At 72.3% G+C, this 23,395-nt stretch carries 21 protein-coding genes; 18 read left to right on the top strand and 3 right to left on the bottom strand.

Going from position 1 to position 23,395, the window contains the following annotated elements; all coding sequences use genetic code 11:
- The first annotated feature begins 4 nt into the window (after positions 1–4).
- From ADK36_RS31885 to ADK36_RS31825, 13 genes are all read left to right on the top strand, one after another.
- The gene (locus ADK36_RS31885; protein ID WP_053199986.1) at positions 5–223 is read left to right on the top strand and encodes a hypothetical protein; all 219 of its coding nucleotides are present in this window, start codon (positions 5–7) and stop codon (positions 221–223) included.
- Entirely contained in the window at positions 223–2,601 is a 2,379-nt protein-coding gene (locus ADK36_RS31880; protein ID WP_053199984.1) for a heavy metal translocating P-type ATPase, read from the top strand. Before ADK36_RS31885 ends, ADK36_RS31880 begins: the two co-directional genes overlap by 1 nt.
- The gene (locus ADK36_RS31875) at positions 2,598–3,188 is read left to right on the top strand and encodes a copper chaperone PCu(A)C (protein WP_078942767.1); all 591 of its coding nucleotides are present in this window, start codon (positions 2,598–2,600) and stop codon (positions 3,186–3,188) included. Before ADK36_RS31880 ends, ADK36_RS31875 begins: the two co-directional genes overlap by 4 nt.
- Positions 3,189–3,347: 159 nt before the next feature.
- Positions 3,348–4,070 (top strand): hypothetical protein, encoded by a 723-nt coding sequence (locus ADK36_RS31870; protein ID WP_053199994.1) that lies wholly within the window; start codon positions 3,348–3,350, stop codon positions 4,068–4,070.
- 278 nt (positions 4,071–4,348) lie between these two features.
- Complete coding sequence (locus tag ADK36_RS31865; RefSeq protein WP_199830288.1) at positions 4,349–5,059, top strand: sigma-70 family RNA polymerase sigma factor; 711 nt, start codon at positions 4,349–4,351, stop codon at positions 5,057–5,059.
- Positions 5,060–5,172: 113 nt separating this feature from the next.
- Positions 5,173–6,270, top strand: coding sequence for an ABC transporter substrate-binding protein (locus ADK36_RS31860; protein ID WP_053199982.1), 1,098 nt, complete (start codon positions 5,173–5,175; stop codon positions 6,268–6,270).
- Positions 6,267–7,352: a FecCD family ABC transporter permease gene (locus ADK36_RS31855; protein WP_048580722.1), complete on the top strand. Its 1,086-nt coding sequence runs from the start codon at positions 6,267–6,269 to the stop codon at positions 7,350–7,352. The genes ADK36_RS31860 and ADK36_RS31855 overlap by 4 nt, the downstream gene beginning before the upstream one ends.
- Positions 7,349–8,200: an ABC transporter ATP-binding protein gene (locus tag ADK36_RS31850; RefSeq protein WP_053199981.1), complete on the top strand. Its 852-nt coding sequence runs from the start codon at positions 7,349–7,351 to the stop codon at positions 8,198–8,200. Before ADK36_RS31855 ends, ADK36_RS31850 begins: the two co-directional genes overlap by 4 nt.
- A gap of 29 nt (positions 8,201–8,229) precedes the next feature.
- Positions 8,230–8,454 carry a hypothetical protein gene (locus ADK36_RS31845; protein ID WP_048580724.1) on the top strand — a complete coding sequence of 75 codons (225 nt, stop codon included), beginning with the start codon at positions 8,230–8,232 and terminating at the stop codon, positions 8,452–8,454.
- A gap of 130 nt (positions 8,455–8,584) precedes the next feature.
- The gene (locus tag ADK36_RS31840; protein WP_234329951.1) at positions 8,585–9,940 is read left to right on the top strand and encodes an MFS transporter; all 1,356 of its coding nucleotides are present in this window, start codon (positions 8,585–8,587) and stop codon (positions 9,938–9,940) included.
- 22 nt (positions 9,941–9,962) lie between these two features.
- A complete protein-coding gene (asnB, locus tag ADK36_RS31835; protein ID WP_053199978.1) occupies positions 9,963–11,789 on the top strand; it encodes an asparagine synthase (glutamine-hydrolyzing) in 1,827 nt (608 codons plus the stop codon).
- A 12-nt stretch (positions 11,790–11,801) separates the two neighbouring features.
- Positions 11,802–13,067 (top strand): cytochrome P450 family protein, encoded by a 1,266-nt coding sequence (locus tag ADK36_RS31830; RefSeq protein ID WP_053199976.1) that lies wholly within the window; start codon positions 11,802–11,804, stop codon positions 13,065–13,067.
- Between the two features lie 126 nt (positions 13,068–13,193).
- Complete coding sequence (locus ADK36_RS31825; protein WP_053199974.1) at positions 13,194–14,153, top strand: L-tyrosine/L-tryptophan isonitrile synthase family protein; 960 nt, start codon at positions 13,194–13,196, stop codon at positions 14,151–14,153.
- 11 nt (positions 14,154–14,164) lie between these two features.
- On the opposite strand, the gene ADK36_RS31820 is transcribed toward ADK36_RS31825, so the two are convergent.
- Genes ADK36_RS31820 through ADK36_RS31810 form a run of 3 tightly spaced genes read right to left on the bottom strand, consistent with a single transcriptional unit; the run spans position 14,165 to position 16,963 of the window.
- A complete protein-coding gene (locus ADK36_RS31820; RefSeq protein ID WP_053199971.1) occupies positions 14,165–15,172 on the bottom strand; it encodes an ABC transporter substrate-binding protein in 1,008 nt (335 codons plus the stop codon).
- Complete coding sequence (locus ADK36_RS31815) at positions 15,157–15,939, bottom strand: ABC transporter ATP-binding protein (protein ID WP_048580729.1); 783 nt, start codon at positions 15,937–15,939, stop codon at positions 15,157–15,159. Before ADK36_RS31815 ends, ADK36_RS31820 begins: the two co-directional genes overlap by 16 nt.
- A 1-nt stretch (position 15,940) precedes the next feature.
- Positions 15,941–16,963 carry a FecCD family ABC transporter permease gene (locus ADK36_RS31810; RefSeq protein WP_048580860.1) on the bottom strand — a complete coding sequence of 341 codons (1,023 nt, stop codon included), beginning with the start codon at positions 16,961–16,963 and terminating at the stop codon, positions 15,941–15,943.
- A 354-nt stretch (positions 16,964–17,317) separates the two neighbouring features.
- Here ADK36_RS31810 and ADK36_RS31805 point away from each other — a divergent pair, with 354 nt between their 5' ends.
- The 5 genes from ADK36_RS31805 (at position 17,318) to ADK36_RS31785 (ending at position 23,389) form a co-directional block, all read left to right on the top strand.
- The gene (locus ADK36_RS31805) at positions 17,318–18,043 is read left to right on the top strand and encodes an ankyrin repeat domain-containing protein (RefSeq protein ID WP_048580730.1); all 726 of its coding nucleotides are present in this window, start codon (positions 17,318–17,320) and stop codon (positions 18,041–18,043) included.
- 252 nt (positions 18,044–18,295) lie between these two features.
- Entirely contained in the window at positions 18,296–19,693 is a 1,398-nt protein-coding gene (locus ADK36_RS31800; protein ID WP_199830287.1) for an FAD-binding oxidoreductase, read from the top strand.
- A gap of 131 nt (positions 19,694–19,824) precedes the next feature.
- On the top strand, positions 19,825–21,237 hold the full coding sequence (locus tag ADK36_RS31795) for a cytochrome P450 (RefSeq protein ID WP_053199970.1): 1,413 nt from the start codon (positions 19,825–19,827) through the stop codon (positions 21,235–21,237).
- Positions 21,238–21,436: 199 nt separating this feature from the next.
- On the top strand, positions 21,437–22,915 hold the full coding sequence (locus ADK36_RS31790; protein ID WP_048580732.1) for an MFS transporter: 1,479 nt from the start codon (positions 21,437–21,439) through the stop codon (positions 22,913–22,915).
- Positions 22,916–22,954: 39 nt separating this feature from the next.
- The gene (locus ADK36_RS31785; protein ID WP_048580733.1) at positions 22,955–23,389 is read left to right on the top strand and encodes a hypothetical protein; all 435 of its coding nucleotides are present in this window, start codon (positions 22,955–22,957) and stop codon (positions 23,387–23,389) included.
- Positions 23,390–23,395 lie beyond the last annotated feature (6 nt).

Raw genomic sequence — 23,395 nt, 5'->3', positions numbered from 1 at the left:
GTCGATGAAACCACCCCCACTTGTGCCGCCCGCCCTCTGCGGGTTTCTGCTGCTGCTCGCCCTGATCTTCACGGTGTCGTACGCCGTCGGAGCCGCCGCCGGGCCCGTCGCGCCCGGCATGCACCGCTCCGGTGGGAGTGACTACGGCGGCGGCACGGACACCGGGGACGGGGACATGGGGGACATGGGGGACATGGACATGCGGCACGGGAGCGGCGGCTGATGGCCATCGAACCGGCACCCCCGATGACCACCACGGACCTGACCGTCGGCGGGATGACCTGCGCGGCCTGCGTCCGGCGCGTGGAGAAGAAGCTCGCCAAGCTGGCGGGCGTGACCGCGACGGTCAACCTGGCCACCGGTCGTGCCCGGGTGAGCCACCCGCCCGACGTCCGCCCCGAGGAACTCGTCGCGACCGTCGAACAGGCCGGATACACGGCAGCGTTGCCGGAGCCGCCGCGGAAACGGGAGTCCAAGGGCGCCCGGGAGCCCGGCGTACGGGAGTCCGCGGATGCCCGGCAGGGCGAGGGCGTACGGCAGGAGCGTGAGCGGCTGTTGATCACCGCGCTGCTCGCGGTGCCGGTGCTCGTGCTCTCCATGGTGCCCGGCTGGCAGTTCCGCAACTGGCAGTGGCTGTGCTTCGTCCTGGCCGCGCCGGTCGCCGTGTGGAGTGCCTGGCCTTTCCACGTGCGCGCACTGCGCGGGCTGCGCCACTCGACCGCGACCATGGACACGCTGGTCTCCCTGGGTGTCGTGGCGTCCTTCTCCTGGTCGGCGTACGCCCTGTTCCTCGGCGGCGCGGGCACGCCCGGCATGCGGATGCCGTTCAGCCTGCTGCCCTCCGCCATGGGCGCCCCCGGCGGAGCCGCTGATGTGGGCAGCGCGCACGTCTACCTCGAAGCGGCCGTCGGCGTCCCGCTGTTCGTGCTGGCCGGCCGGTTCCTGGAGGCACGGGCCCGCCACGGCACCGGGGCGGCGTTGCGCTCACTCGCCCGGCTCGCCGCCAAGGAGGTGTCGGTACGTGACGACGACCGTACCGAACGCCTCATCCCGGTCGAGGAGTTGGCGGTCGGGCAGGTCTTCCTCGTACGCCCCGGCGAGCGCGTCGCCACCGACGGTGCCGTGGTGGAGGGCAACTCCGCCGTGGACCTGTCGCTCGTCACCGGAGAGAGCGAGCCCGTCGAGACCGGGCCCGGCTCGGCGGTGGTGGGCGGTGCCGTCAACGCGGGCGGGCTGCTGCTGGTGCGGGCCACGGCCGTGGGCGTGGACACCCAACTCGCGCGGATCACACGGCTGGTGACGGAGGCGCAGGCCGGGAAGGCACGGGCGCAGCGCCTCGCCGACGCCGTGGCCGGGGTGTTCGTGCCGGTGGTGCTGGCGCTGGCCGTCACCGTGCTCGGGTTCTGGCTCGGGGCCGGAGCCGATCCGCAGGCGGCGATCACCGCCTGCGTGGCCGTCCTCGTCGTGGCGTGCCCCTGCGCGCTGGGTCTGGCGACCCCGACCGCGTTGATGGCCGCCACCGGACGCGGTGCCCAACTCGGCGTTCTGGTCCGGGGCCCGCAGGCCCTGGAGGGGCTCCGGCACATCGACACCGTCGTCCTCGACAAGACCGGCACCCTCACTTCCGGGCACATGAGCGTCGCCCGCGTCACGGCCGTGCCCGGTGGGCTCGGCAAGGAAGCCGTGCTGCGGCTGGCCGGTGCGGTGGAGCAGGGCTCGGAACACCCGCTGGGCCGCGCGATCGTCGCGTATGCCCGAAGGGCCCTGCCCGAGCAGGGGCCGCCGCCCGAGGTGCGCGACTTCCGGGCGCAGGCGGGGCGGGGCGTGCGCGGCCTGGTCGAGGGCCGGCTGGTCGAAGTCCTCGCTCCGGACGACGACTTGCCCTCGGCCCTGGCGGACGCGCTCCCGGCGGCGGAGTCGGCCGCGCACACGCCGGTCGTCGTCCGCGTCGACGGGGCGACGGAGGCGCTGATCGAGATCGGGGACGTCGTACGCCCCGGCAGCTACCGGGCCGTGGACCGCCTGCGGCGCCTCGGAGTGCACCCGGTGCTCGCCACCGGCGACCGGGAGGAACCGGCCCGGGCGGTCGCGTCCGCGCTCGGCATCGACGAGGTGTACGCCCGCCGCAGCCCCGAGGACAAGGCCGCCCTCGTACGGGAGCTGAGGGAACAGGGCCGCCGGGTCGCGGTCGTCGGCGACGGCGTGAACGACGCCGCGGCGCTGGCCTGCGCCGATCTCGGCATCGCCATGGGCGCGGGCACGGACGTCGCGATCGGGGCCGCCGACGTCACCCTGGTGCGCGGTGACATCGAAGCCCTCGGGGACGCGGTCCGGCTCGCCCGGCGCGCCCTGGGCACGATCCGCGCGAACCTGCTGTGGGCCTTCGGCTACAACCTGGTGACCGTGCCCCTCGCCATGGTCGGGCTGCTCAACCCGATGGTCGCCGCGGTGGCCATGTCGGCGAGCTCCGTCCTCGTGGTGGGCAACAGCCTGCGGCTACGGGCCTGGCAGCCGGCACCGGCAACGGCGGCGGGGCGCGGCCGTGAGCAGGCCGGTGTCCGGGGCCCGAAGCCCGCTCCGACCGAGGGAGGTACCCGATGACCGCACCCACTGCAGCGTCCACTGCCGGACCCACCGCCGAACGAGCGACCGAGGGACGGGCCGAGCGAACGGCCGACCCCCGGGCCTGGCGGCCGACCCGCCGCCGGATCGCCGAGAGCCTGTTCGCCGCGCTCGCCCCGATCGCCGCATGCGGTGTCGCCCTGGGCGGCCTGACCACCTGGGTGGGCTCCGGCAGCGCGGGCAGCCCCGCGCGGATCGCGGTAGCCGACGGACGGGTCTTCCTGCCGTACGGCGACGTCCGGGACACCGCCGCGTTCTTCCGGATCACCAACTCCGGGGGTGCGGACGACCGGCTGCTGAAGGTGACGTCGTCCGCCGTCGCGGGTGACATGACGCTCAGCCGCCACCGCATGACCAGCGGCAACGCGGCGTCGGCACAGACGGTGGACTCGGCCCGCGTCCCGGCCGACGGCGGCCTCGCCATGTCCCCGTACGGCCTCGACGTGACGCTACGGGCCGAACCGGAGTGGCAGACGGGCACCTATGTGCCGTTCACACTCCACTTCGAGCGCGGAGGGCGGATCGACGTACAGGCGATGGTGGTCCGTCCCGGCGAGATCGACTGAGGACAGCGCTCACACCCTCAACTTGTCGGTTGGCGTGCGTGCCCAGTTCCCTCCTGTCGATGTGTCCTGTATCACTCTTCTGGGCTTGAGTGCGGGACGGGGGTGTCGTGCGTACCCACCCGTGACGACTGGGCCCAGGATGCGAGGATGAGGGCCGTCATGACTGCTGGGTGGGGTGTGCGCACGATACGGGCCGCGGTGTTCGCGTCCGTCTGTGTGCTGCTCGCTGCCCTCGGCCACGTTCTGATGTCGGGCGTGGGCGTCCCGTGGTGGACGTTGGCGGCCGGTGCCGTCCTGACGGGCGGCGCGGGCTGGTGCCTGGCGGGCCGGGAGCGGGGACTCCCGCTGGTCGTGTCCGTCGTGGTCGTCGCCCAGGGCGGGCTGCACGCGGCCTTCGAGTTCGCGCAGTCCTCCTCCGCCACCACCGCGCACGACATGGGCTCCATGCCCACACATGCGGGCTCCGCGGATCCCATGTCCATGGAGCACATGGGCTCGATGCCCATGGATTCCATGGGCTCTATGTCCGTGGAGCACATGGGCATGGGCCACATGGGCGTGAGCCACACGGGCATCGGCCACATGGGCTTGGGCCACGACATGGCCGGCTCGTCCTCCTTCGGCATGTTCGCCGCCCACACCCTCGCCGCGCTGCTGTGTGGCCTGTGGCTGGGCCACGGTGAGCGTGCCGCGTTCCGAATCCTGCGGGCCGTCGCCGGCTGGCTGGCCGCCCCGCTGCGGGTGTCGCTCGACCTGCCCGTACCGCCGCACCGGCCGCGTCTGCGTCCGCGGCGCGGCCGTTCCGACCGGGCACCGCGGCTGCTGCCGCTCGTTCACACGATCACTTCTCGGGGGCCTCCGGCGGGGATCGCTGTCGTCTGAGACAGCTGGTTTCCCGAGGCCGTACGGACACGGACGTCGACCAGTCGACGCCGTCGATGTTCGTTGATGTCCGTCGTCGACGACGACGACCGTGCCTCGGGCCCCGGCCGTACCTGCCGTACGGCCGTATCCCCCGTATCCCCGGACTCCTCCGGTACAGCGTGCGCGTACGTCTCACGTACACGTGCCCCGGTGCCCCGTACCCGGCGGTGACGCCTTCGCGCCCGCCGACGTACCGGTCGCCGAGCCGGTGTCCGGACTACCCGAGAAGGAACCAGGTGATCACTCCTGCCCTGCCCTCCTCACGCGCGACCCGCGTGAGGCACACGAAGGCGGACACCACCTCCCGCACGGTCGGCGGCGACGAGTCGACGACCGCGTGGGCGCTGGCCGCCCGCGGCGGTGACCCGGACGCGACCGACCGTTTCGTCCGCTCGCTGCACCGCGACGTCGTGCGGTACGTGGCACATCTGTCCGCCGATCCGCAGGCCGCCGACGACCTCGCGCAGGACACGTTCCTGCGGGCGCTCGGCAGCCTGCACCGGTTCGAGGGCCGCTCCTCGGCGCGCGCGTGGCTGCTGTCCATCGCGCGTCGCGCGGTGATCGACAGTCACCGGTACGCCGCCGCCCGGCCGCGGCTGTGCGACACCGACGACTGGACGCTGATGGCGGAACGCGCCCAGCCGACCGGCCTGCCCGGCTTCGACGACGGCATCGCGCTGCTCGACCTGCTGGACGCGCTGCCCGACGAGCGGCGCGAGGCGTTCGTCCTGACCCAGCTGGTGGGCCTGCCCTACGCGGAGGCGGCCGCGATGAGCGACTGCCCGGTCGGGACGGTCCGCTCACGCGTGGCCCGAGCCCGGGCGACCCTCGTCGACCTGCTGACCGAGTCCGAGTCCCAGGCCGGGGCCGGGGTCGGGGTCGGAGCCGGAGTCGAGGTCACGGCCGACGCCGTGGTCCTGGCCGAACCGGCCGTCGTGGCCGCGTGACCGGGAACCCGGTGTCGGTTCCCCCTGCCGGGAACTGACACCGGGTTCGCCCCGACTACTGGATCGGGCGGCGCAGACCCGCCCGTGCATCCAGTGGATCCAGGGGAGTTTCGATGCGTTCTCGTGTGGGGCGGGCCACGACGGCCGCGGTGCTCGGCGGCCTGCTGGCGGCGGGCTGCGGCAGTAGCAGCGGCAGTGGCAGTGGCGGTGGGAACAGCGAGACAGAGAGCTCCGCCGCCGACAAGGGCGCCTCCACGGACGGTTACCCGGTCACCGTCACCGACTGCATGGGCGCCGAGACCACCTTCACCTCAGCCCCGAAGAACATCGTCACCAGCAACGCCTCCAGCCTCGAACTGCTGCTGCGCCTGGGCGCCGGGGACCAGGTGATCGGCACCGGCTTCCCGCCCGGCAAGGGCACCCTGCCGGGCCGACTCGACGCACAGGCACAACAGGTCAAGGTGCTCGGCGAGACCGTGATCCCCAAGGAGAGGCTTCTCGGCTCCGGCGCCGACCTGTACATCGACACCTTCGCCTCGATGAACATGGGCGGGGGCATGGGCGACGCGCCGACCGAGAAGGAGTTCGAGGCGGCCGGTATCAAGCACACCTTCCTGAAGTCCACGGCCTGCGCCGCCACGAGCAAGAGTCCCGTCACCGACCTGTCCGCCGTCGAGGACGACATCACCTCCCTCGGCGCCGTCACGGGCACGAGCGCGAAGGCGAAGGCCCTCGTCGACGGCATGAAGAGCAAGGTGGACGCCGTCCGCGAGGCCGTCGGCGGCACGCCCGAGGGCGAGCGGCCCACGTACTTCTTCTTCGACTACGACGCCGGTACCAAGCAGCCCATGGCCGTCTGCAACCGCCAGATCGCCCACGCCGTGATCACCCTCGCCGGGGCCCGCAACGTCTTCGCCGACTGCGACGGCGACTACCGGCAGGTCGGCTGGGAGGACGTCGTCGCCAAGGACCCGGACTGGATCCAGCTCGGCGTACGCGACCGGGGCAGCGAGGCCGCGAACGACAAGGCCTTCGACGAGGCGCGGAAGTGGCTGGAGACGAACTCCGCCACCAAGGGCCTGAAGGCCGTCGAGGAGGGCCACTTCCTGCGCATCGGCTCCGAGCGGACCACCATCGCCGGCGTCACCAACGCCGACACCGTCGAGGAGATCGCGAAGACCCTGTACCCGGGCAAGGCCGGCCGGCCGTGATCGACACCCTGGTGCGCCGGAGGGAAGCGGCGAATCCGGAGGAGGGCACGCGGACGCGCTCCGTGCCCGCCCTGCCGCTGGCGCTGGTCCTCGCCCTGGCCCTGCTCGCCGCCCTCACCGCGGCGGTGTCCTGGGGCTCCACGTCCATCCCGGCCGGCGAGGTGTGGGGTGTGATCTGGCGCCGCCTGTCCGGCGCGGCGCCACGCCCCGGCACCGACGACCTCATCGTCTGGCAACTCCGCCTCCCCCGAGCCCTGTTGGCGGCCCTCGTCGGCGCGGGGCTCGGCCTCGTCGGTACGGCGATGCAGGCCCTGGTGCGCAACCCGCTGGCCGACCCGTACTTCCTGGGCGTCTCCAACGGCGCCTCCCTCGGGGCGGTCGCCGCGATCGTGCTCGGCGCCGGTGCGGGCGGCGCGCTCGGGCTCGGACTCTCCGGCGCCGCCTTCGCGGGCGCCCTCGCCACCTTCGCGCTGGTGTGGGCGGTGGCCCGACGCCGAGGGGGATTCGCACCGCTGCGGCTGGTGCTGGCCGGGGTGGCGATCGGGCAGTTCCTGTCCGGGTTCACCAGCTATCTCGTGCTCCGGGCGGGCGACGAGCAGCAGACCCACAGTGTGCTGTTCTGGCTCATGGGCAGCCTGAGCGGCGCGAGTTGGCCACTGCTCGCCGCCCCGGCCGTCGCCGTACCGCTCACCCTGCTGTGCCTCCTGGCGCGCGGCCGGGCGCTCAACGCGCTGCTCATGGGGGATGAGACGGCGGCCGGACTCGGCGTCGACGCCACCCGGCTGCGCAGGGAACTGTTCACGCTCACCAGCCTGCTGACCGGCGTACTCGTCGCCGTCTCCGGTGCCATCGCCTTCGTCGCGCTCATGGTGCCGCACGCCTGCCGTCTGGTCGTCGGCGGCGACCACCGCCGCCTCCTGCCCGTCTCGGCACTGTTCGGCGCGCTGCTCCTCGTCGTGGTCGACCTCGTGTGCCGTACGGCCATGGACACGCAGGAACTGCCGGTCGGTGTCGTCACCTCGCTGGTCGGGGCACCGGCACTGCTGTATTTGCTGGACCGGCGCCTGGGGAGCGGAAGTTGAGAATCGAGACCGAGGATCTGCACATCGCGTACGCCGGCCGCACCGTCGTCTCCGGCGCCCGGCTGATCGCGGCCGAGGGTGAGATCACCGGCCTCGTCGGGCCGAACGGCAGCGGCAAGTCCACGCTTCTGCGCACCGTCTACCGGCATCTGAAGCCGGTCAGCGGCCGGGTCCTGCTGTCCGGCACCGATCTGCGCCGGCTCAGCCCCGGCGAGGCGGCCCGGCATGTCGCGGCCCTCCCGCAGGAGCGGGGCGGCGACTTCGAGCTGACCGTCCGCGAGGTCGTCGCCATGGGCCGTACGCCCTACAAGCGGGCCTTCGCCGGCGAGGACGCCACCGACCGGGATGTCGTCGCCCGCGCCCTCGCGGACGTCGGCATGGAGCAGCACACCGAGCGCCGGTTCACCGAACTGTCCGGCGGCGAACGCCAACGCGTCCTGCTGGCCCGTGCCTTCGCCCAGCAGCCGGACGTCCTGGTCCTGGACGAGCCCACCAACCACCTCGACATCCGCCACCAGGTGGAACTCCTCGCCCTGCTCAGGGCAGGACGCCGTACGACCCTGGTGTCGCTGCACGACCTCAACGCCGCCGCCTCCGTCTGCGACCGGCTGCACGTCCTGCACGACGGCCGGGTGGTCGCCTCGGGGCCGCCGCGGGAGGTGCTGCGACCGGCCCTGCTGGCCGAGGTGTTCGGCGTACGGGCGACGGTGGTGGACCATCCGCTGACCGGTGAGCCGCTGATCGCCTTCGATCACCGTGCCCCGGTGGACGGACCGCCCGACAGGGGTATCCCACTGTCGGCCCCGAGCAGTGCCACGGGGGCCGGTGCCGGGCGGTCACACCGGTGAGCGCCCACGATCGAGAAAGGTTGTGAACTATGAGCGACATCCACGGGATGGACGGCCTGGACCCGGTGGCGACGTTCTGCGGCAACTGCGACTGCGGCTGTCCGCAGCTGTTCGTGGACCCCGCCGCCCCGGCCGAGCGGCGGGTGGTCCTCACGGACGACTTCGGGCAGCGGGTGCAGATGAGCGCGGACCAGTTCTCGTCGCTGGTCGCGGAGGCCAAGTCCGGCAAGCTGGACGGCATCGCCACGGCCTGACGCCGTAGCCGGGCCGTTCCCGCGTCGATCACATTTTCGGTCACGCCCGGGAACTCAGCCCTCGGCGTCCCCGACCTCTGGAACGAGGCTGCTGTACGGCAGCCGGCCGTGAGGGGGAGGGGACGCGAGAGTGAGGGACCGCTGGGTTCTCGTGGCCGTGGCGGGCGCGCTGTCGTTCGTGGCGATGCTCGACATGAACATCGTCAACGTGGCGCTGGCCGACATCTCCGCCGCCCTGCACATCCCGTCGGCCACGGCCCAGTGGGCGGCGCTGGGATACCAACTCCCGGTCGTCGCCCTGCTGTTGCCCCTCGGTCGATGGCTGGACGGCACGGGCGCCCGGCCCGCGCTGCTGGCGGCGACCGCCGGCTTCGCGCTGTGCGGTGCCCTGGCCGCCCTCTCTCCCTGGGCCGCCTGGCTGATCGCGGCCCGGATCGGGCAGGGCGCGTGCGCGGCGGTGCTGTTCGTGCTGATGCCGGTGCTGGTGATCCGCGCCGTACGGCCCGCGGTGCGCGGCCGGGCCATGAGCGTGCCCGCGACGCTCGGCCCACTGGGCGCCGTGACCGGCCCGGCGGTGGGCGGCCTGCTGCTGGACCACCTGGGCTGGCGCTGGGTCTTCCTGGTCAAGATCCCGTTCTGTCTGCTGGTTTTGGCCGTAGCCTGGAAGGCGATGCCCGACGACGGTGCGTCGCGCCCACCCGGCCGACGGGCACTGGCTGACGCACTGTCGGTGGCCGGCGGCCTGGCCGCGCTGCTGCTCGCCCTGACACTGGGAGCCGAGGAAGCGGCGTGGTTCCTGCTCGCGGCCGCCGCCGTACCGCCGCTGTGGTGGTGGCTGCGCGGACCGGGCGGCCGTCCGGTGACCGGTGTACTGCGGGCGACGGGACTGTTCCGGGCACACGGCGCGGTGCTGGCGCTGGGGGCCGGGTTCGCCGCCATGCACTACGTCGTCGCCCTGCACCTCCAGCAGGACGAGGGCGTCAGCGCCACCGCGACCGGGCTGACCGTGCTCGCCTTCCCCCTCGGCATGGCGCTGGCCGGTCCGCTCGGCGGCCGGCTCGCCGACAGGTACGGCTCCCGGCGGATCGCGACCACCGGGGCCGCCCTCACCGCCGCCGGACTGTTCCTGCTGATCCCCCTGGGCGACGTCTGGTCCCCGCCCGACGTGGCCTGGCGGCTCGCGCTGGCCGGTCTCGGCATGGGCCTGGGCGGAGGCCCGACCCAGGCCCTGCTCATGGGCGCCGCCCCACCGGACCGGGCCGCCACCGTCGGCTCGACGGTGCAGGTCGCCCGCAGCCTCGGCTTCACCCTCGGCCCCGCGCTCGCCACCGCGGCCTGGACCCTGGCCGGTTCCGGCGGCGACGGCGCGCGGGCCGGGCTGGCCCTCGCCGCCGGGGCCGCCTGCCTGGCCGTACCCCTGCTCGCCCGGCCCGGCCGACGCGTGGCCGCCGCGCCCGAGCGGACCACCGACACCGTCTCGACCTGATCCATCCAGGAGTGGAGTTCCCATGTGCGGAATCACCGGCTGGGCGTCCTTCCGCGACGACGCCCGCACCCAGGCCCCGGTCATCGAGGCCATGACCGCCGAGCTCTCCCCGCGCGGTCCCGACGCCGCAGGCGTGTGGCTGGGCGAGCGGGCCGCGATCGGCCACCGCCGTCTGGCCGTCATCGACCTCGCGGGCGGCACCCAACCCATGACCGACCGCCCGGACGAGCCCACGACCGTGCTCAGCTACAGCGGAGAGGTCTACAACCACCGCGCGCTACGGGCCGAACTCCGCACCAGGGGACACCGGTTCAGCACCCGCAGCGACACCGAGGTCGTGCTGCGCGCCTACGCCGAGTGGGGCGAAGGACTCGCCGACCACCTGGACGGCATGTTCGCGTTCGCCGTCTGGGACGAGCGCGCCCAGCGGCTGCTCCTCGTGCGCGACCGGCTCGGCGTCAAACCGCTGTTCTGGGCGGCGGTCGACGGAGGTCTGGCCTTCGCCTCCGAGCCCAAGGCGCTCTTCCGGCACCCCGGGATACGGCCCCGGGTGGACGCGGACGGACTCCGGGAGGCGTACAGCCTGCTGTTCAACACCGGGCCGACGGTCTGGTCCGGAGTGCGGGAGGTCGAGCCCGGCGGCCTGCTGGTCCTGGACCGCGACGGCATCCGCGAACGCCGCTACTGGCAGTTGGAGGCCGGCACGCACGACGACGACCGGGACGTCACCGTGGAGCGGATCGGCGGCCTCATCGGCACGGCCGCCCGCAGCCAGCTGGAGGCCGACGTCCCGGTGTGCAGCCTGCTGTCCGGCGGCATCGACTCCACCGTCCTGACCGCCCTGCTCGCCGACGAACTGCGGCTGAGTGAGGGCCCGGACGCCCGGATCCGGTCCTACGCCGTCGACTACAGCGACCAGGCCGAGCGGTTCACCGGCGACATCCTGCGCACCGGCCACGACACCCCGTACGCCACCGAGGCGGGCGCGTTCATCGGCACCGACCACAGCACGGTCGTACTGGACCCGCGTGCGCTGCTCGACCCGGAGCACCGCAAGGCCGTGGTCGTGGCCCGCGACTCACCGATCGGCGTCGGCGACATGGACACCTCGCTGTACCTGCTGTTCGGGGAGATACGACGACACTCCACCGTCGCCCTGTCCGGCGAGGCCGCGGACGAGGTCTTCGGCGGCTACCCCTGGTTCCACAGCCCCAGGGCGCTCGCCGCCGACACCTTCCCCTGGCTGCTGGTCACCGGCGACGAGGCCGCCATGCCGCTCAACCCCGAACTCGACCTGCGCATCGGCGAGTTCCGCGACGACACCTACCGCACCGCCCTGGCCGCCGTCCCTCACCTCGACGGCGAGAGCCCCGTCGAGCACCGGCAACGCGAGATGCAGCACCTGTCCCTGACCCGGTGGCTGCGCCAACTGCTTCACCGCAAGGACCGGTTGAGCATGGCGCGGGGGCTGGAGGTCCGCGTGCCGTACTGCGACCACCGGCTCGCCCAGTACGCCTTCGACGCGCCCTGGGCGCTGAAGAGCTTCGACGGGCGGGAGAAGAGCCTGCTGCGGGCCGCCGGAGCGGGGCTGGCTCCCGACTCGGTGCTGCACCGCCCCAAGAACCACTACCCGGCCACCCACCACCCCGACTACAACCGCGGCCTGCAGGACCTGGCCCGCGACGCCCTTTCCCTCGAACAGGTCCGGGCGCTGGCCGACGAGACCCGCGTCAAGCCCTGCCTCGACACCCCGCCCGACCAGTTGGAGTGGGGTCACCGCCTCCGCCTCGAACGCGTCGTCGACCTCGCCCTGTGGCTGGACCACCACCGGCCCGAACTCGCCCTCTAGGAGACCTCGCGCATGACCCTCCGAGAACCCCTCCCGGCCGTGGACCCACGGCAGCCGCTCCCCGACCCGGTCCCGCTGATGGGCTGCCCGTACAAGAGCAACCCCTACCCCCTCTACGAGCGGATGCGCGAGGCCGGACCGGTCCACCGCGTCCTCTTCCCCAGCGGCGTACAGGCCTGGCTCGTCACCGGACACGACGCCGCCCACGCCGCCCTGAACGACGACCGCCTCGGCAAGAACCACGACCGGGGAAACGACCGCTGGCGGGCCCGCGCCTCGATCATGCCCGAGCCCCAGCACTCCCGGCTCCAGGCCCATCTCCTCCACCAGGACCCGCCGATCCACACGCATATGCGGCGCTACCTGACGGACGCCTTCGCGCCGCGCCGCATCGAGCAACTGAGGCCCCGGTTCCAGGAGTCGGCGCACGCGCTGGTCGATGCCCTCCCGGCGGCCGGACCCGCCGACCTCGTCGCCGGCTTCGCCGCCCGCTTTCCCCTCCAGGTCCTCGCCGAAGTCATCGGGCTGCCTGGGGAGTTGGCCGCGCGCTTCGACCGCGACTGGGGCAAGGTCGTCCAGCCCGTCGGGCCGACGGACCCCGGGCGGCCGTTGTACGAGGCCCGGCTGCACGGGTTGCAGAGCTACATCGCGGACGTCGTCGCCCACAGGCGGGAGTACGGGGGCGACGACCTGCTCAGCCGCCTCGTCGCCGCCCGTGACCAGGGCGAACTGTCGCGGGAGGAGCTGGACTCGATGATCTTCCAGCTGCTGGTCGCCGGTCAGGAACCGGTCACGAACCAGATCACGACGGCCCTGATCGCCCTGTTCCGCCACCCCGACCAGCTCGCCCGGCTGCGCGACGACCGCGGCCTCCTGCCCCGCGCGGTCGAGGAACTCCTGCGCCACGACAGCGCCTTCGAGCTGACCACCTGGCGCTTCTTCGACCAGGACAGCGACCTGCACGGCACCGAGATCCCGGCCGGCGACTCCGTGATCGTCTCCCTGTGCGCCGCCAACCGCGATCCGCGTCGCTTCGAGGACCCCGACGGTCTCGACCTGGACCGCTCGCCCAACCCTCATCTGGCCTTCGGCCACGGCATCCACTTCTGCCCCGGAGCCGCCCTCGCCCGCGCCGAACTCCAGGTCGCGCTCGGCACGTTGCTCCCGCGACTGCCCGGCCTGCGTCTCGCCATCAGCGACGAGGACATCGAATGGATCCCGTCCGTCCTGGGACGCGGCGCCCATCGTCTGCCGGTCCGCTACGACCGACGGCTGTGACCGACGTCCGCCCGCCGGCTGCCTCAGCCCGCCTGACCCCACCCGCCTGACCCACCCGCCTGCCCCACAGTGCCTGGCCCGCCATGGCGCCATGCCGCCCTGCCCGCATGCCCCCGGAGGAACGACATGCTGCTGACGACCGCACCGGACACCCTCCCCGAGACCACCGGGGTAGAGATCCTGAACCTGCTCCTGCCGCACCACCGCACGACCGGCCGCCTCCCGGCCTTCCAGCCCCCGACCGGCCAGGCCCGTCTCCCGGCCGAGGCCTTCCCCCGTCAACTGCGCCGGATCGCCGACTTCGTGCGCGAGGGCGCCCCCATCGCCTTCACCCTCCCCGCCTTCCCCTGCAAGTCACCCAACCCGGCCAAGGCCCTGGGCCACCTCCCCGACATGGGTGAACGCCTCTCCCTCGCCTTCCTCGACACCCTGTGCCAGGAGATCGAGAGGATCTACCCGCCCGGCGCCCACGTCGTCATCTGCTCCGACGGCCACGTCTTCGGCGACCTGATCCGCGTCCCCGACGACCACATCGACGCCTACGCGGACGAACTGCGCGCGCTCATAAGGGAGTCGGACCTGAGGCATCTCTCCGTCTTCGACCTGCGCGACGTCCTCGGCGACCTCCCCCACGACACCAAACGCGCCCACGTCCACGACCGCCACGCCCCCACCCTGGAGGCCCTGCGCGCCGAGGTCCGCACCGACGCCCCGACCCTCGCCCTGTATCGCGGCATCACCCGCTTCCTGGTCGAGGACACCGCCGGGTTCACCGGCACCCGCTCCGCGCTCCAACGCGAGTGCCGCAGACGGGCGTACGGCGTGATCCAGCGCAGCCGTGCCTGGGGTGAGCTGATCGCCGACCATCACCCGCGCGCCGTACGTCTGTCGATCCACCCCCAGCCCGTCGGCGCCGCCAAGTTCGGCATCCGGCTCCTGGACGCTCCCGACGCCTGGACCACCCCCTGGCACTCCACCGCCCTGCGCGGACTCGACGGCACCTGGACCCTCATGCCCCGCGCCAGGGCGCAGCGGCTCGGCCGGCTCGTGCACCGTGACGGCAGACCGAGCCATTTCGAGCGGTGACCATCCAGTGGCTACCGCTCCTCGGCCACCGTCCGCAGATACGTGCCGAGCCGGGCGACGGCCGACGGGTTGCGGGGGCTCTCCACCAGGTCGACGTAGTCGAGGACGAAGATCCGCTTGTGCTGGACGGCGGAGACGTTGCGCAGCGGCGGGTAGGAGAGCAGGAACTTCTTCTTCTGCTCGGCGCTCACGTCACCGTAGTCGCAGATCACGATGACGTCCGGGTCGCGCTGCACGACGCTCTCCCAGCCGACGGTGGTCCAGGAGTCCTGGACGTCGTGCATGACGTTGACGCCGCCGGCCTCGCTGATGATCTGCTCGGGGGCGGCGTAGCGGCCGGACGTGAACGGCTGGTCCTGCCCGCTGTCGTACAGGAACACCTTCGGCCGGTCGGCAGCCGCGGGCGCCTTCGCGCGTACCTGCGCGACCTGCTTCTTGAAGTCGGCGACCAGCGCGGCGGCCCGCTTCTCCACACCGAACAGCTTCCCGAGGTTGGTGAGGTCGGCGTACAGGGCGTCCAGCGGCGGCATGATGCCGCGCGAGGACTCGGTACGGCCGTTGTGGCAGGACTCGGTGAGGACGTACGAGGGGATGCCGAGCTTGTTCAGGGCGTCGGGAGTGAAGCCGCTGTTTTCGCGGAAGCCGTAGTTCCAGCCGGCGAAGACGAGGTCGGCGCGGGCGTCGAGGACGTTCTCCTTGGTGAGCTGGTCCTTCGACAGCCACTTCACTTTCCCGTAGCCGTCCTTCCACGGCACGCCGCTCAGATCGCCCTTGTCGTCGGGCATCGCGAACCCGGCCATGCGGTCCTCCAGGCCGAGGGCGAACATCAGCTCGGTGATGCCGACGTCGTTGGTGACCACGCGCTCGGGGACCTTGTCGTAGGTGACCTCGCGGCCGCAGTTGGTGAGGGTGACCGCGGAGGACTCGGCGTTCGAGGCCGGCTTGTCCACCGTGGCTCCGCAGCCGGTCGCGGTGGCGGTCGCGGCGAGGCAGAGGGCGGTGGCTATGAGCTTGCGCATGTGGTTCCTTGGGGGAGGAGGTCGAACAGGAGCTGGACCGCGCCGGTCTCCGGATGCCGTACCGGATGTGCGCGGACGCCGAACACCTCGGCGAGCAGGGCGGGTCGGAGGACTTCGTGCGGCGGGCCCGAGGCGACGATCCGGCCCCCGGCGATGACGTACAGGACGTCGCAGTGCGCGGCGGCCAGGTTGAGGTCGTGCAGGGCGGCCAGCACGCTCAGGCCGCTGGCCCGCACCAGGGACAGCACGTCCAACTGGTGGGCGATGTCGAGGTGGTTGGTGGGCTCGTCCAGGACGAGCACCTTCGGCTGCTGGGCGAGTGCGCGGGCGATGAGCACGCGCTGCTTCTCACCGCCGGACAGGGCGAGGAACCCGCGGTCGGCGAGGTGCGTGACACCGGTGCGCTCCATGGCCGCGGCGCAGATCTCCCGGTCGGCGGCGGCCGTACGGTCCCGGTGCGGCAGCCGCCCCATGGCCACGACCTCGGCGACGGTGAAGTCGAACTCGGCCGACGACTCCTGCGGCAGCGCGGCCAGCACCCGGGCGGCGGCGCGGGGCGGCATGGCGTGCACGTCGTCCCCGTCGAGCCGCACCACCCCGCCGGCCGGACGCAGCGCCCGGTACACGCACCGCAGCAGCGTGGACTTGCCGCTGCCGTTCGGGCCGATCAGCCCGACGAACGCCCCGCTGTCCACGGCGAGTCGAACGTCGTCCACCAGCCGGGCCCCGGCGGCCTCGACCGTGACGCCCTTGATGTCGAGCCGCATGTCACCGACCTCCGAACGCGTAGCCGCCGCGCCGCATCAGCAGCAGGAACGCGGGCACCCCGACCACGGCGGTGATCACCCCGACCGGCAGTTCGGCCGGGGCCAGCAGGAGCCGGGACAGCAGGTCGGCCCACACCAGCAGCACGGCCCCGGCGAGCGGCGCCACGGCCAGCACCCGCCGGTGATCGGCGCCCACCAGCATCCGTACGACATGCGGCACCATCAGCCCGACGAACCCGATGGCCCCGCTGACCGCGACCACCGTCCCGGTCACGGCGGCGGTGACGAGGAACAACTCCCGGCGCAGCCGAGCCGGTTGGACGCCCAGTGCGGCGGACGTCTCGTCACCCATCGCGAGGGCGTTGAGGGCTTCCGCCCGCCACCGCAGCCACGACCACCCGGCCGCCACGGTCACCGCGGCGAGCGGCACCTGGGCCCAGGTCGCGCCGCCCAGACTCCCCAGCAGCCACATCATCGCCGAGCGGGCCGCCTCGCCCCGGGCCGCGCCGAACACCATGACGGTGGTGACGGCCTCGAAGCCGTACGCCAGCGCGGTCCCGGTCAGGATCAGCCGCAGCGGGGTGAGGCCGTGCGGCGACCGGGACACCGCGTACACCAGCACCATCGCCGCGAGCGCCGAGGCGAAGGCGGACAGGGACAGCGCCCAGACGCCGAGCCCCGCGAACGCGCCCAGCAGGATCACGGCGTTGGCCCCCACCGCGGCACCCGAGGAGATGCCCAGCACGAACGGGTCGGCGAGCGCGTTGCGCACCATCGCCTGCACGGCCACACCGACGGCCGCGAGCCCGGCCCCGACGACGGCACCGAGTACGACGCGCGGCAGCCGGATCTCCCAGACGATGGTGTACGCGGCGACATCCCGGGCGTCGATGGTCCCGCCGGTCAGCCCGGCCCCGAGCAGCCGGAACACATCCGCCCACCCGATCCCGGCGGCTCCCAGCCCCACGCCGCACACGAGGGAGACGAGCAGGAGCAGCCCCAGCCCGAGGACGAGCAGTGGCACGGATACGCGGGCGGCGGCGGATACCGGTGTCGGGATCCGTGTCTTGCTTCGGTGCACGGGCGGGCGGGTCCTTCGCCTGGGGCCGCCGGTGAACGTCGATCAAGGAGGCAGCCCGTACGACCGTGCCGGCCGCGCGGTCCCCTCTCGCAGTCCACGGCGAGCAGTCATCGGGTCGCACCCACCACGGGCGATCGGGCTCACGCGACGGACCACAGGGTCCCCACGCACACCGTTGCGGGTCAGCGCCGGACTCTCACCGGACTTCCCCCGCGGGAGGCCCGGGGAGCGTAACAGACAGGGGTTCGGCGTTGTCAGTGGGCCGTGTTATCCAGAAGGGACCCGGGAGGAGGCCCGATGTTGATCGATACGACCGCTCCACTCGCCCGTGCCGTGGGCGAGGCCATCCGGAGCGGCAACGTGGCGGCGTTGCAGGACCTGCTCACCGCGCATCCGGGGCTGGCCACGGCGCGGGTGGGCAACATCAAGTGCGCGCGAACCCTGTTGCACCTCGCCACCGACTGGCCCGGCCACCTGCCCGACGGCCCCGCGACGGTGACCGCGCTGGTCGCCGCGGGCGCGGACGTCAACGCCCGGTTCACCGGCGCGCACCGCGAAACACCGCTGCACTGGGCGGCCAGCACCGACGACGTGCCCGTCCTGGACGCCCTGCTCGATCTGGGCGCGGACATCGAGGCCGACGGCGCGGTCATCGGCGACGGCACGCCCTTGGCGGACGCGGTGGCCTTCGGGCAGTGGAAGTGCGCACGACGACTGGTGGAACGCGGCGCCCGCGCCAACCTGTGGCAGGCGGCAGCCCTCGGCGAAACCGATCGGGTCGCCGCCTGCTGCACGTCCGAGGCGGCCCCGCCCAGCGCCGAGGACATCACCAACGCGCTGTGGTGCGCCTGCCACGGCGGACAGCACGAGATGGCCGAATACCTGCTGCGACGCGGCGGTGACATCAACTGGGTCGGTCACGACCGGTTGACCGCGCTGGACGCCGCCGACCGCTCAGGGCACCCCACGCTGGTCGCATGGCTGCGCGAACAGGGGGCGCGGTCCGCCGCGGAGTTGGTCTGACGCCGCAGCAGCGCCCCGGCGGTCCGGCCGGGCGACGCCCTTGGTCGACGTGCGACCGCCGCCGGCGAGGTGAAGACTGGGCTGTGGCGGGGCCGGTCCGTCCTGCCGACATCGACACATCGACACACCGTTACATCGATACATCGATACGAGGTGCGAACGGATCCGCGCACCACGCCCCCGCTGCCCGCCCGGACGTCAGGCGCCGTTATTTGTTCGCGGTTCACCGTCTTCACACAGAGGGGCCCGGCCATGGGCGGCATCAACGGAACGGCACTCGAAGGCCTGCGCGAGACGCTGCGCGGACCAGTCATCACCGCACAGGACCCGGGCTACGACGAGGCCCGCAGCATCTACAACGCCATGATCGACCGGCACCCCGCGGCCTTCGCGCAGTGCGTGGACGTGGCGGACGTGCGGGCAGTGCTCTCCTTCGCGAGGGACACCGGAGTGGAGCTCTCGGTGCGCGGCGGCGGCCACAGCGGACCCGGACTGTGCCTGGTCGACGACGGGCTCGTCCTCGACCTGTCGACCATGCGCGGGGTGCACGTGGACCCGCGCGCGGGGACCGCTCAGGTCGCCGGCGGCGCACAACTGGGCGACCTGGACCACGCGGCCCACACGTTCGGCCTGGGCGTACCGGCCGGCATCATCTCGATGACGGGCGTGGGCGGCCTCACCCTCGGCGGCGGCCACGGCTACCTCACCCGCAAGTACGGCCTGACCATCGACAGCCTCCGGTCCGCCGACGTCGTCCTCGCCGACGGATCGTTCGTCACCGCCTCCGAGGAGGAGCACCCGGACCTGTTCTGGGCGCTGCGCGGCGGCGGCGGGAACTTCGGCGTCGTCACGTCGTTCACGTTCGGGCTGCACCCGGTGGACACGGTCGGGGTCGCGGTGACGGCGTGGCCGGTCGACCGCACTCCGGAAGTGCTGCGCTGGTACCGGGAGTTCCTGCCCGCCGCGCCGCAGGACCTCTATGGCTTCTTCACCGTCTTCACCATCCCACCCGGGCCGCCGTTCCCCGAGCCGATCCACGGGCAGAAGGTGTGCGGCGTCGTCTGGTGCTACACCGGCGACCTGGCGGGCGACCGCCTGGAGCAGGCGCTGACCGCGGTCGACGAACCGGCGCCGTCCGCCTTCCACTTCACCACGCCCATGCCCTACCCCGCCCTGCAGGGCATGTTCGACACACTGATCCCGAAGGGCTACCAGTGGTACTGGCGCGGTGACTTCTTCGACACCATCTCCGACGCCGCGATCGAAGTGCACCACAAGTACGGCGAGAACCTCCCCACGGACCTGTCCCTGATGCACCTTTATCCCGTGGACGCCGCGGCCCACCAGGTCGGTGCCGACGACACGGCCTGGGCCTACCGCGACGCCGTCTGGTCCGGCGTGATCGCCGGCGTCGACCCGGACCCCGCCAACGCCGAGCTGATCCGGCAGTGGAGCGTCGACTACTGGACCGATCTGCACCCGCACTCCATGGGCGGCTCCTACATCAACTTCCTCGGCGAGGCGGAGAGCGCCGACCGGGTCCGGGCGACCTACCGCGGCCACTACGACCGACTCGCCGCGACCAAGCACACCTACGACCCGGACAACTTCTTCCACGCCAACCAGAACATCCCGCCGACGGCCGGCTGACGTCCGAGCCGCACCCGTCCGAACCGCACCCGTCGTTCACCCGAGAGGCCGTCTGGGGTAGGGTCACCGGCGTCGCCGGCTACTGACTGGTAGTGCGCCGGTGCGGGGAGTGTCGGAGGAGCGGCAGGGCGATGGAATCCCAGGTGGGCGAGAGCGGATCCGTGGACGTCGACGGCACCCGCTTGGAAGAACTGACACCCGAACCACTGCTGACCCGCGACTACGAGACACGCCCCTCCCTCGTGTACGAGCGGCTGCGCCAGCGACACGGGGCCGTCGCGCCGGTCGACCTGCTCGGCGTGCCCGCCTGGCTGGTCCTCGGGTACCGCGAGGCGCTTGAGGTCCTCCAGGACGACGACGCCTGGCCGAAGGGGCTGGAGAACTGGCGGGCCCGCACCGCGGGCGAAGTGCCCGCCGACTGGCCGCTCGGGCCCTCCCTCGAGGTCAACCACGTGCTGATCCAGGGCGGTCCCGGATACCCGTCGCTGCGCACGGCGTGGGACGCGGCACTCAAGCCGTTCCAGGACCCCGGCCACCCGCAGGCCAAGCGTCTGAAGGCGGCCGTCACCGCCTACGCCGACGACCTGATCACCTTGGTGGGACAGGGCGGCGGCACGGGCGTGGCGGACCTGTCCGCGCAGTTCTCCCGGCCGCTGCCGCTGATGGTGGCCAGCCATCTGCTCGGCTTCCCCGGATCCCAGGGCGACGACGCCCTGATGGACATGTGGCGCGTGCTGGACGCCGGTCCGGACGCGGAGCCCGCCCTGGAACGACTGCTCGCCACGCTCGCGGAACTGGCGGCCGTGAAGCTCAAGGAGCCGGGCGACGACTTCCCCTCGTACCTGCTCGCCGCGCATCCCGGCTTGTCGCTCGACGAGCTCGCCCGTGAGCTGTTCATGCTGCTCGGCATGACCTCCGACCACGTCGGCATCCTCATGTCCAACACCGTGGTCGAGGTCATCTCCGGCGACGGCGGGGCGCGGGCCAGCCTCTCCGCCGGGATGATCAGGGAGACCATGAACCGGGTGGTCATGCGCAAGCCGCCGCTGGTGAACTTCGTCCCGCGCTTCGCCGCCGAGGACACACCGCTCGGCAACTACACGATCCGCGCGGGCGACCCCGTCTGGGTCTCCTCCGCCGCCGCGCACGCCGACCCGCTCTTCGCCGACCATGTGGCCCCGAGCAGCACGATCAGCACCCGGGCACACCTGTCCTGGGGAGCAGGGCGCCGCCAGTGCCCGGCACGCGAGCTCGCCTCGACGGTCGCGGCGGTCGGGGTGGGCCGTCTCTTCGAACGGTTCTCCCATCTGGACCTCGCCCTGCCCGCCGACCAACTGCCCTGGCGCTCCTCGCCGTTCATGCGCGGCCTGCGCTCGCTGCCCGTACGGTACGAACTCGCTTCGCCGCCCGAGCGGACCGCGCCACCGCAGACGGCGCCCGATCCGGCACCGGAGACGGCCGACGTGGTGCTGCCCGACCGCTCCGCCCGGCAGCGGTCGTCGCTCTGGCGCTATCTGACGGGCCTGATCCGCAGCGCTCGCTGACCTGGACGTCCGGCATCGGCTCGGCTCGCTGCGGTGATCGAGTGGAGCGCCGTACGGCACCGGCGTACGGTCGAATGGTGGCGGGAACCAGCCACCGAAACCCCGCCCACGGCACACCGCCATGAGCAACCCCGAGCCGGCACCCGAAGCACGGACCACCCCGCAGGAAACGGAGCGGAGCGAGAGCCGTGGCAGCGGTATGGCGCTGCTGGTCATCGCGTCCTGTCAGCTGATGGTGGTGCTCGACATCACCATCGTGAACATCGCCCTGCCGGACATCCAGCGCTCGCTCGGCTTCTCCACGACCAGCCTGTCCTGGGTGGTCAACGCGTACACGCTCACCTTCGGCGGACTGCTGCTGCTCGGCGGCAGGATGGGCGACATCCTCGGCAGACGGCGCGTGTTCGTCTTCGGCGTCCTGCTGTTCGTCCTCGCCTCGCTGCTCGGCGGACTGTCCCAGAACGAGTGGCAACTCCTGGCCGCCCGTGCCCTCCAGGGCGTCGGCGGGGCCATCGCCTCCCCCACCTCCCTCGCCCTGATCAGCACGACCTTCCCCGAAGGGCCCGAACGCAACAGGGCGTTCGGCGTCTTCGCGGCGGTCTCGGCGGGCGGCGGCGCGATCGGGCTGCTGGCGGGCGGGATGCTCGTCGAGTGGCTCAATTGGCGCTGGGTGCTGTTCGTCAACGTGCCCATCGGACTGCTCATCGTGCTCGCCACCCCGCGCTGGATCCGGGAGTCCGAGCGGCATGCCGGGCACTTCGACGTGCTGGGCGCGATGACCTCCACCATCGGCATGGTGCTGCTGGTCTACGGGTTCATCCGGGCCGCGCAGGACGGCTGGCGGGACGCACTGACCCTGGCCGCGTTCGGGGCGGCCGTCGTCTTCCTGCTGCTGTTCATCCTGGTCGAGCAGCGCTCCCGGCAGCCGATCACGCCCCTGCACATGTTCGCCGACCGTAACCGGGCGGGCACCTACGGCATGATGCTGAGCCTTGCCGCCGCGATCTTCGGCATGTTCTTCTTCCTCACGCTCTTCGTGCAGAACGTAATGGACTTCAGCCCGCTCGAAGCCGGACTGGCCTTCCTCCCGGTGAGCGTCGTCATCGCGATCGGCGCGGGGCTCGCCTCCCAACTCCTGCCGAAGTACGGGCCCAAACCCTTCATGGTGACGGGTGCGATCCTGGCCGCCGCGGGCCTCGCCTGGCTGACCCTGACCGACGTCCACTCCACCTACGCGGGCAGCATCCTCGGCCCGATGCTCGTCTTCAGCCTCGGCATGGGCATGGAGTTCGTGTCCCTGACCCTGATGGCGCTGTCCAACGTGGCGACCCAGGAGACGGGCGCCGCCTCCGGGCTCCTCAACGCCACCCAGCAGGTCGGCGGCTCCCTGGGGCTGTCCATCCTGGTCACCATGTACGGTACGGCGAGCAGAAACGAGGCAGAGAAGCAGATGGCCGCCTTCCAGGAGCAGGCGACCCCCGCGGAGCGGCTGAGCTACCGGCGCACTGGGCAGCTCCCGTCACCCTGGGGCGATGAGATCCTCACCGCCGGAGTCTCCGCAGCCTTCATCATGGCCGCGATCTTCACCGCCATCGCCGCGGTGATCGCCCTCCTCGTCATCCAGGTCCGCCCCTCCGACCTGGAACGCCTCCAGGGCGGGGGAATGCCGCCGGCCTGACCCCGGGACGGCGACAGGGCGGGCCTCTATGATCGGCGCGTGGACACAGCCGACCGAGACGCCCAGCGCCTGCCCGTCGCCCTGTGGAGCGCCGCCGGACGGCTCAGCGAGATGGCGTACGCACTGTTCCTGGAGCACCAACCGCACATCACCTGGCGTGAGTTCGCCAAGTACGGTGCGACGCCCGGCATGCAGGTCCTCGGCGTGAGCCTCGACCTCGGGGACGGCCGCGCCATGTTCTGCGGTATCACCGTGCGCATGTCACCGGAGGCCTTCTCCGTCGAGGCGGACATCGGGGTGGACGCCCCGGAGGACGAGGAGAACGGCGGATATCGCTACCTGCTGGAGATCCCGGAGGCATTCGCCGGCTCGCTCGGCGAATACCTTCCGTTGATCGAGAGCCAGGTGGATCAACTGATCGAGGCGGCGCCGCCTTTCCTGCGCGAGCTGCGGTCGGGCGCCTCCCAGGGGTGAGCGGCG

This window comes from Streptomyces viridochromogenes (assembly GCF_001270495.1).
Lineage (GTDB): Bacteria > Actinomycetota > Actinomycetes > Streptomycetales > Streptomycetaceae > Streptomyces > Streptomyces viridochromogenes_A.
The sequence above is the reverse complement of the archived record's forward strand: the minus strand, read 5'-3'. Positions and strand labels throughout refer to the sequence as shown.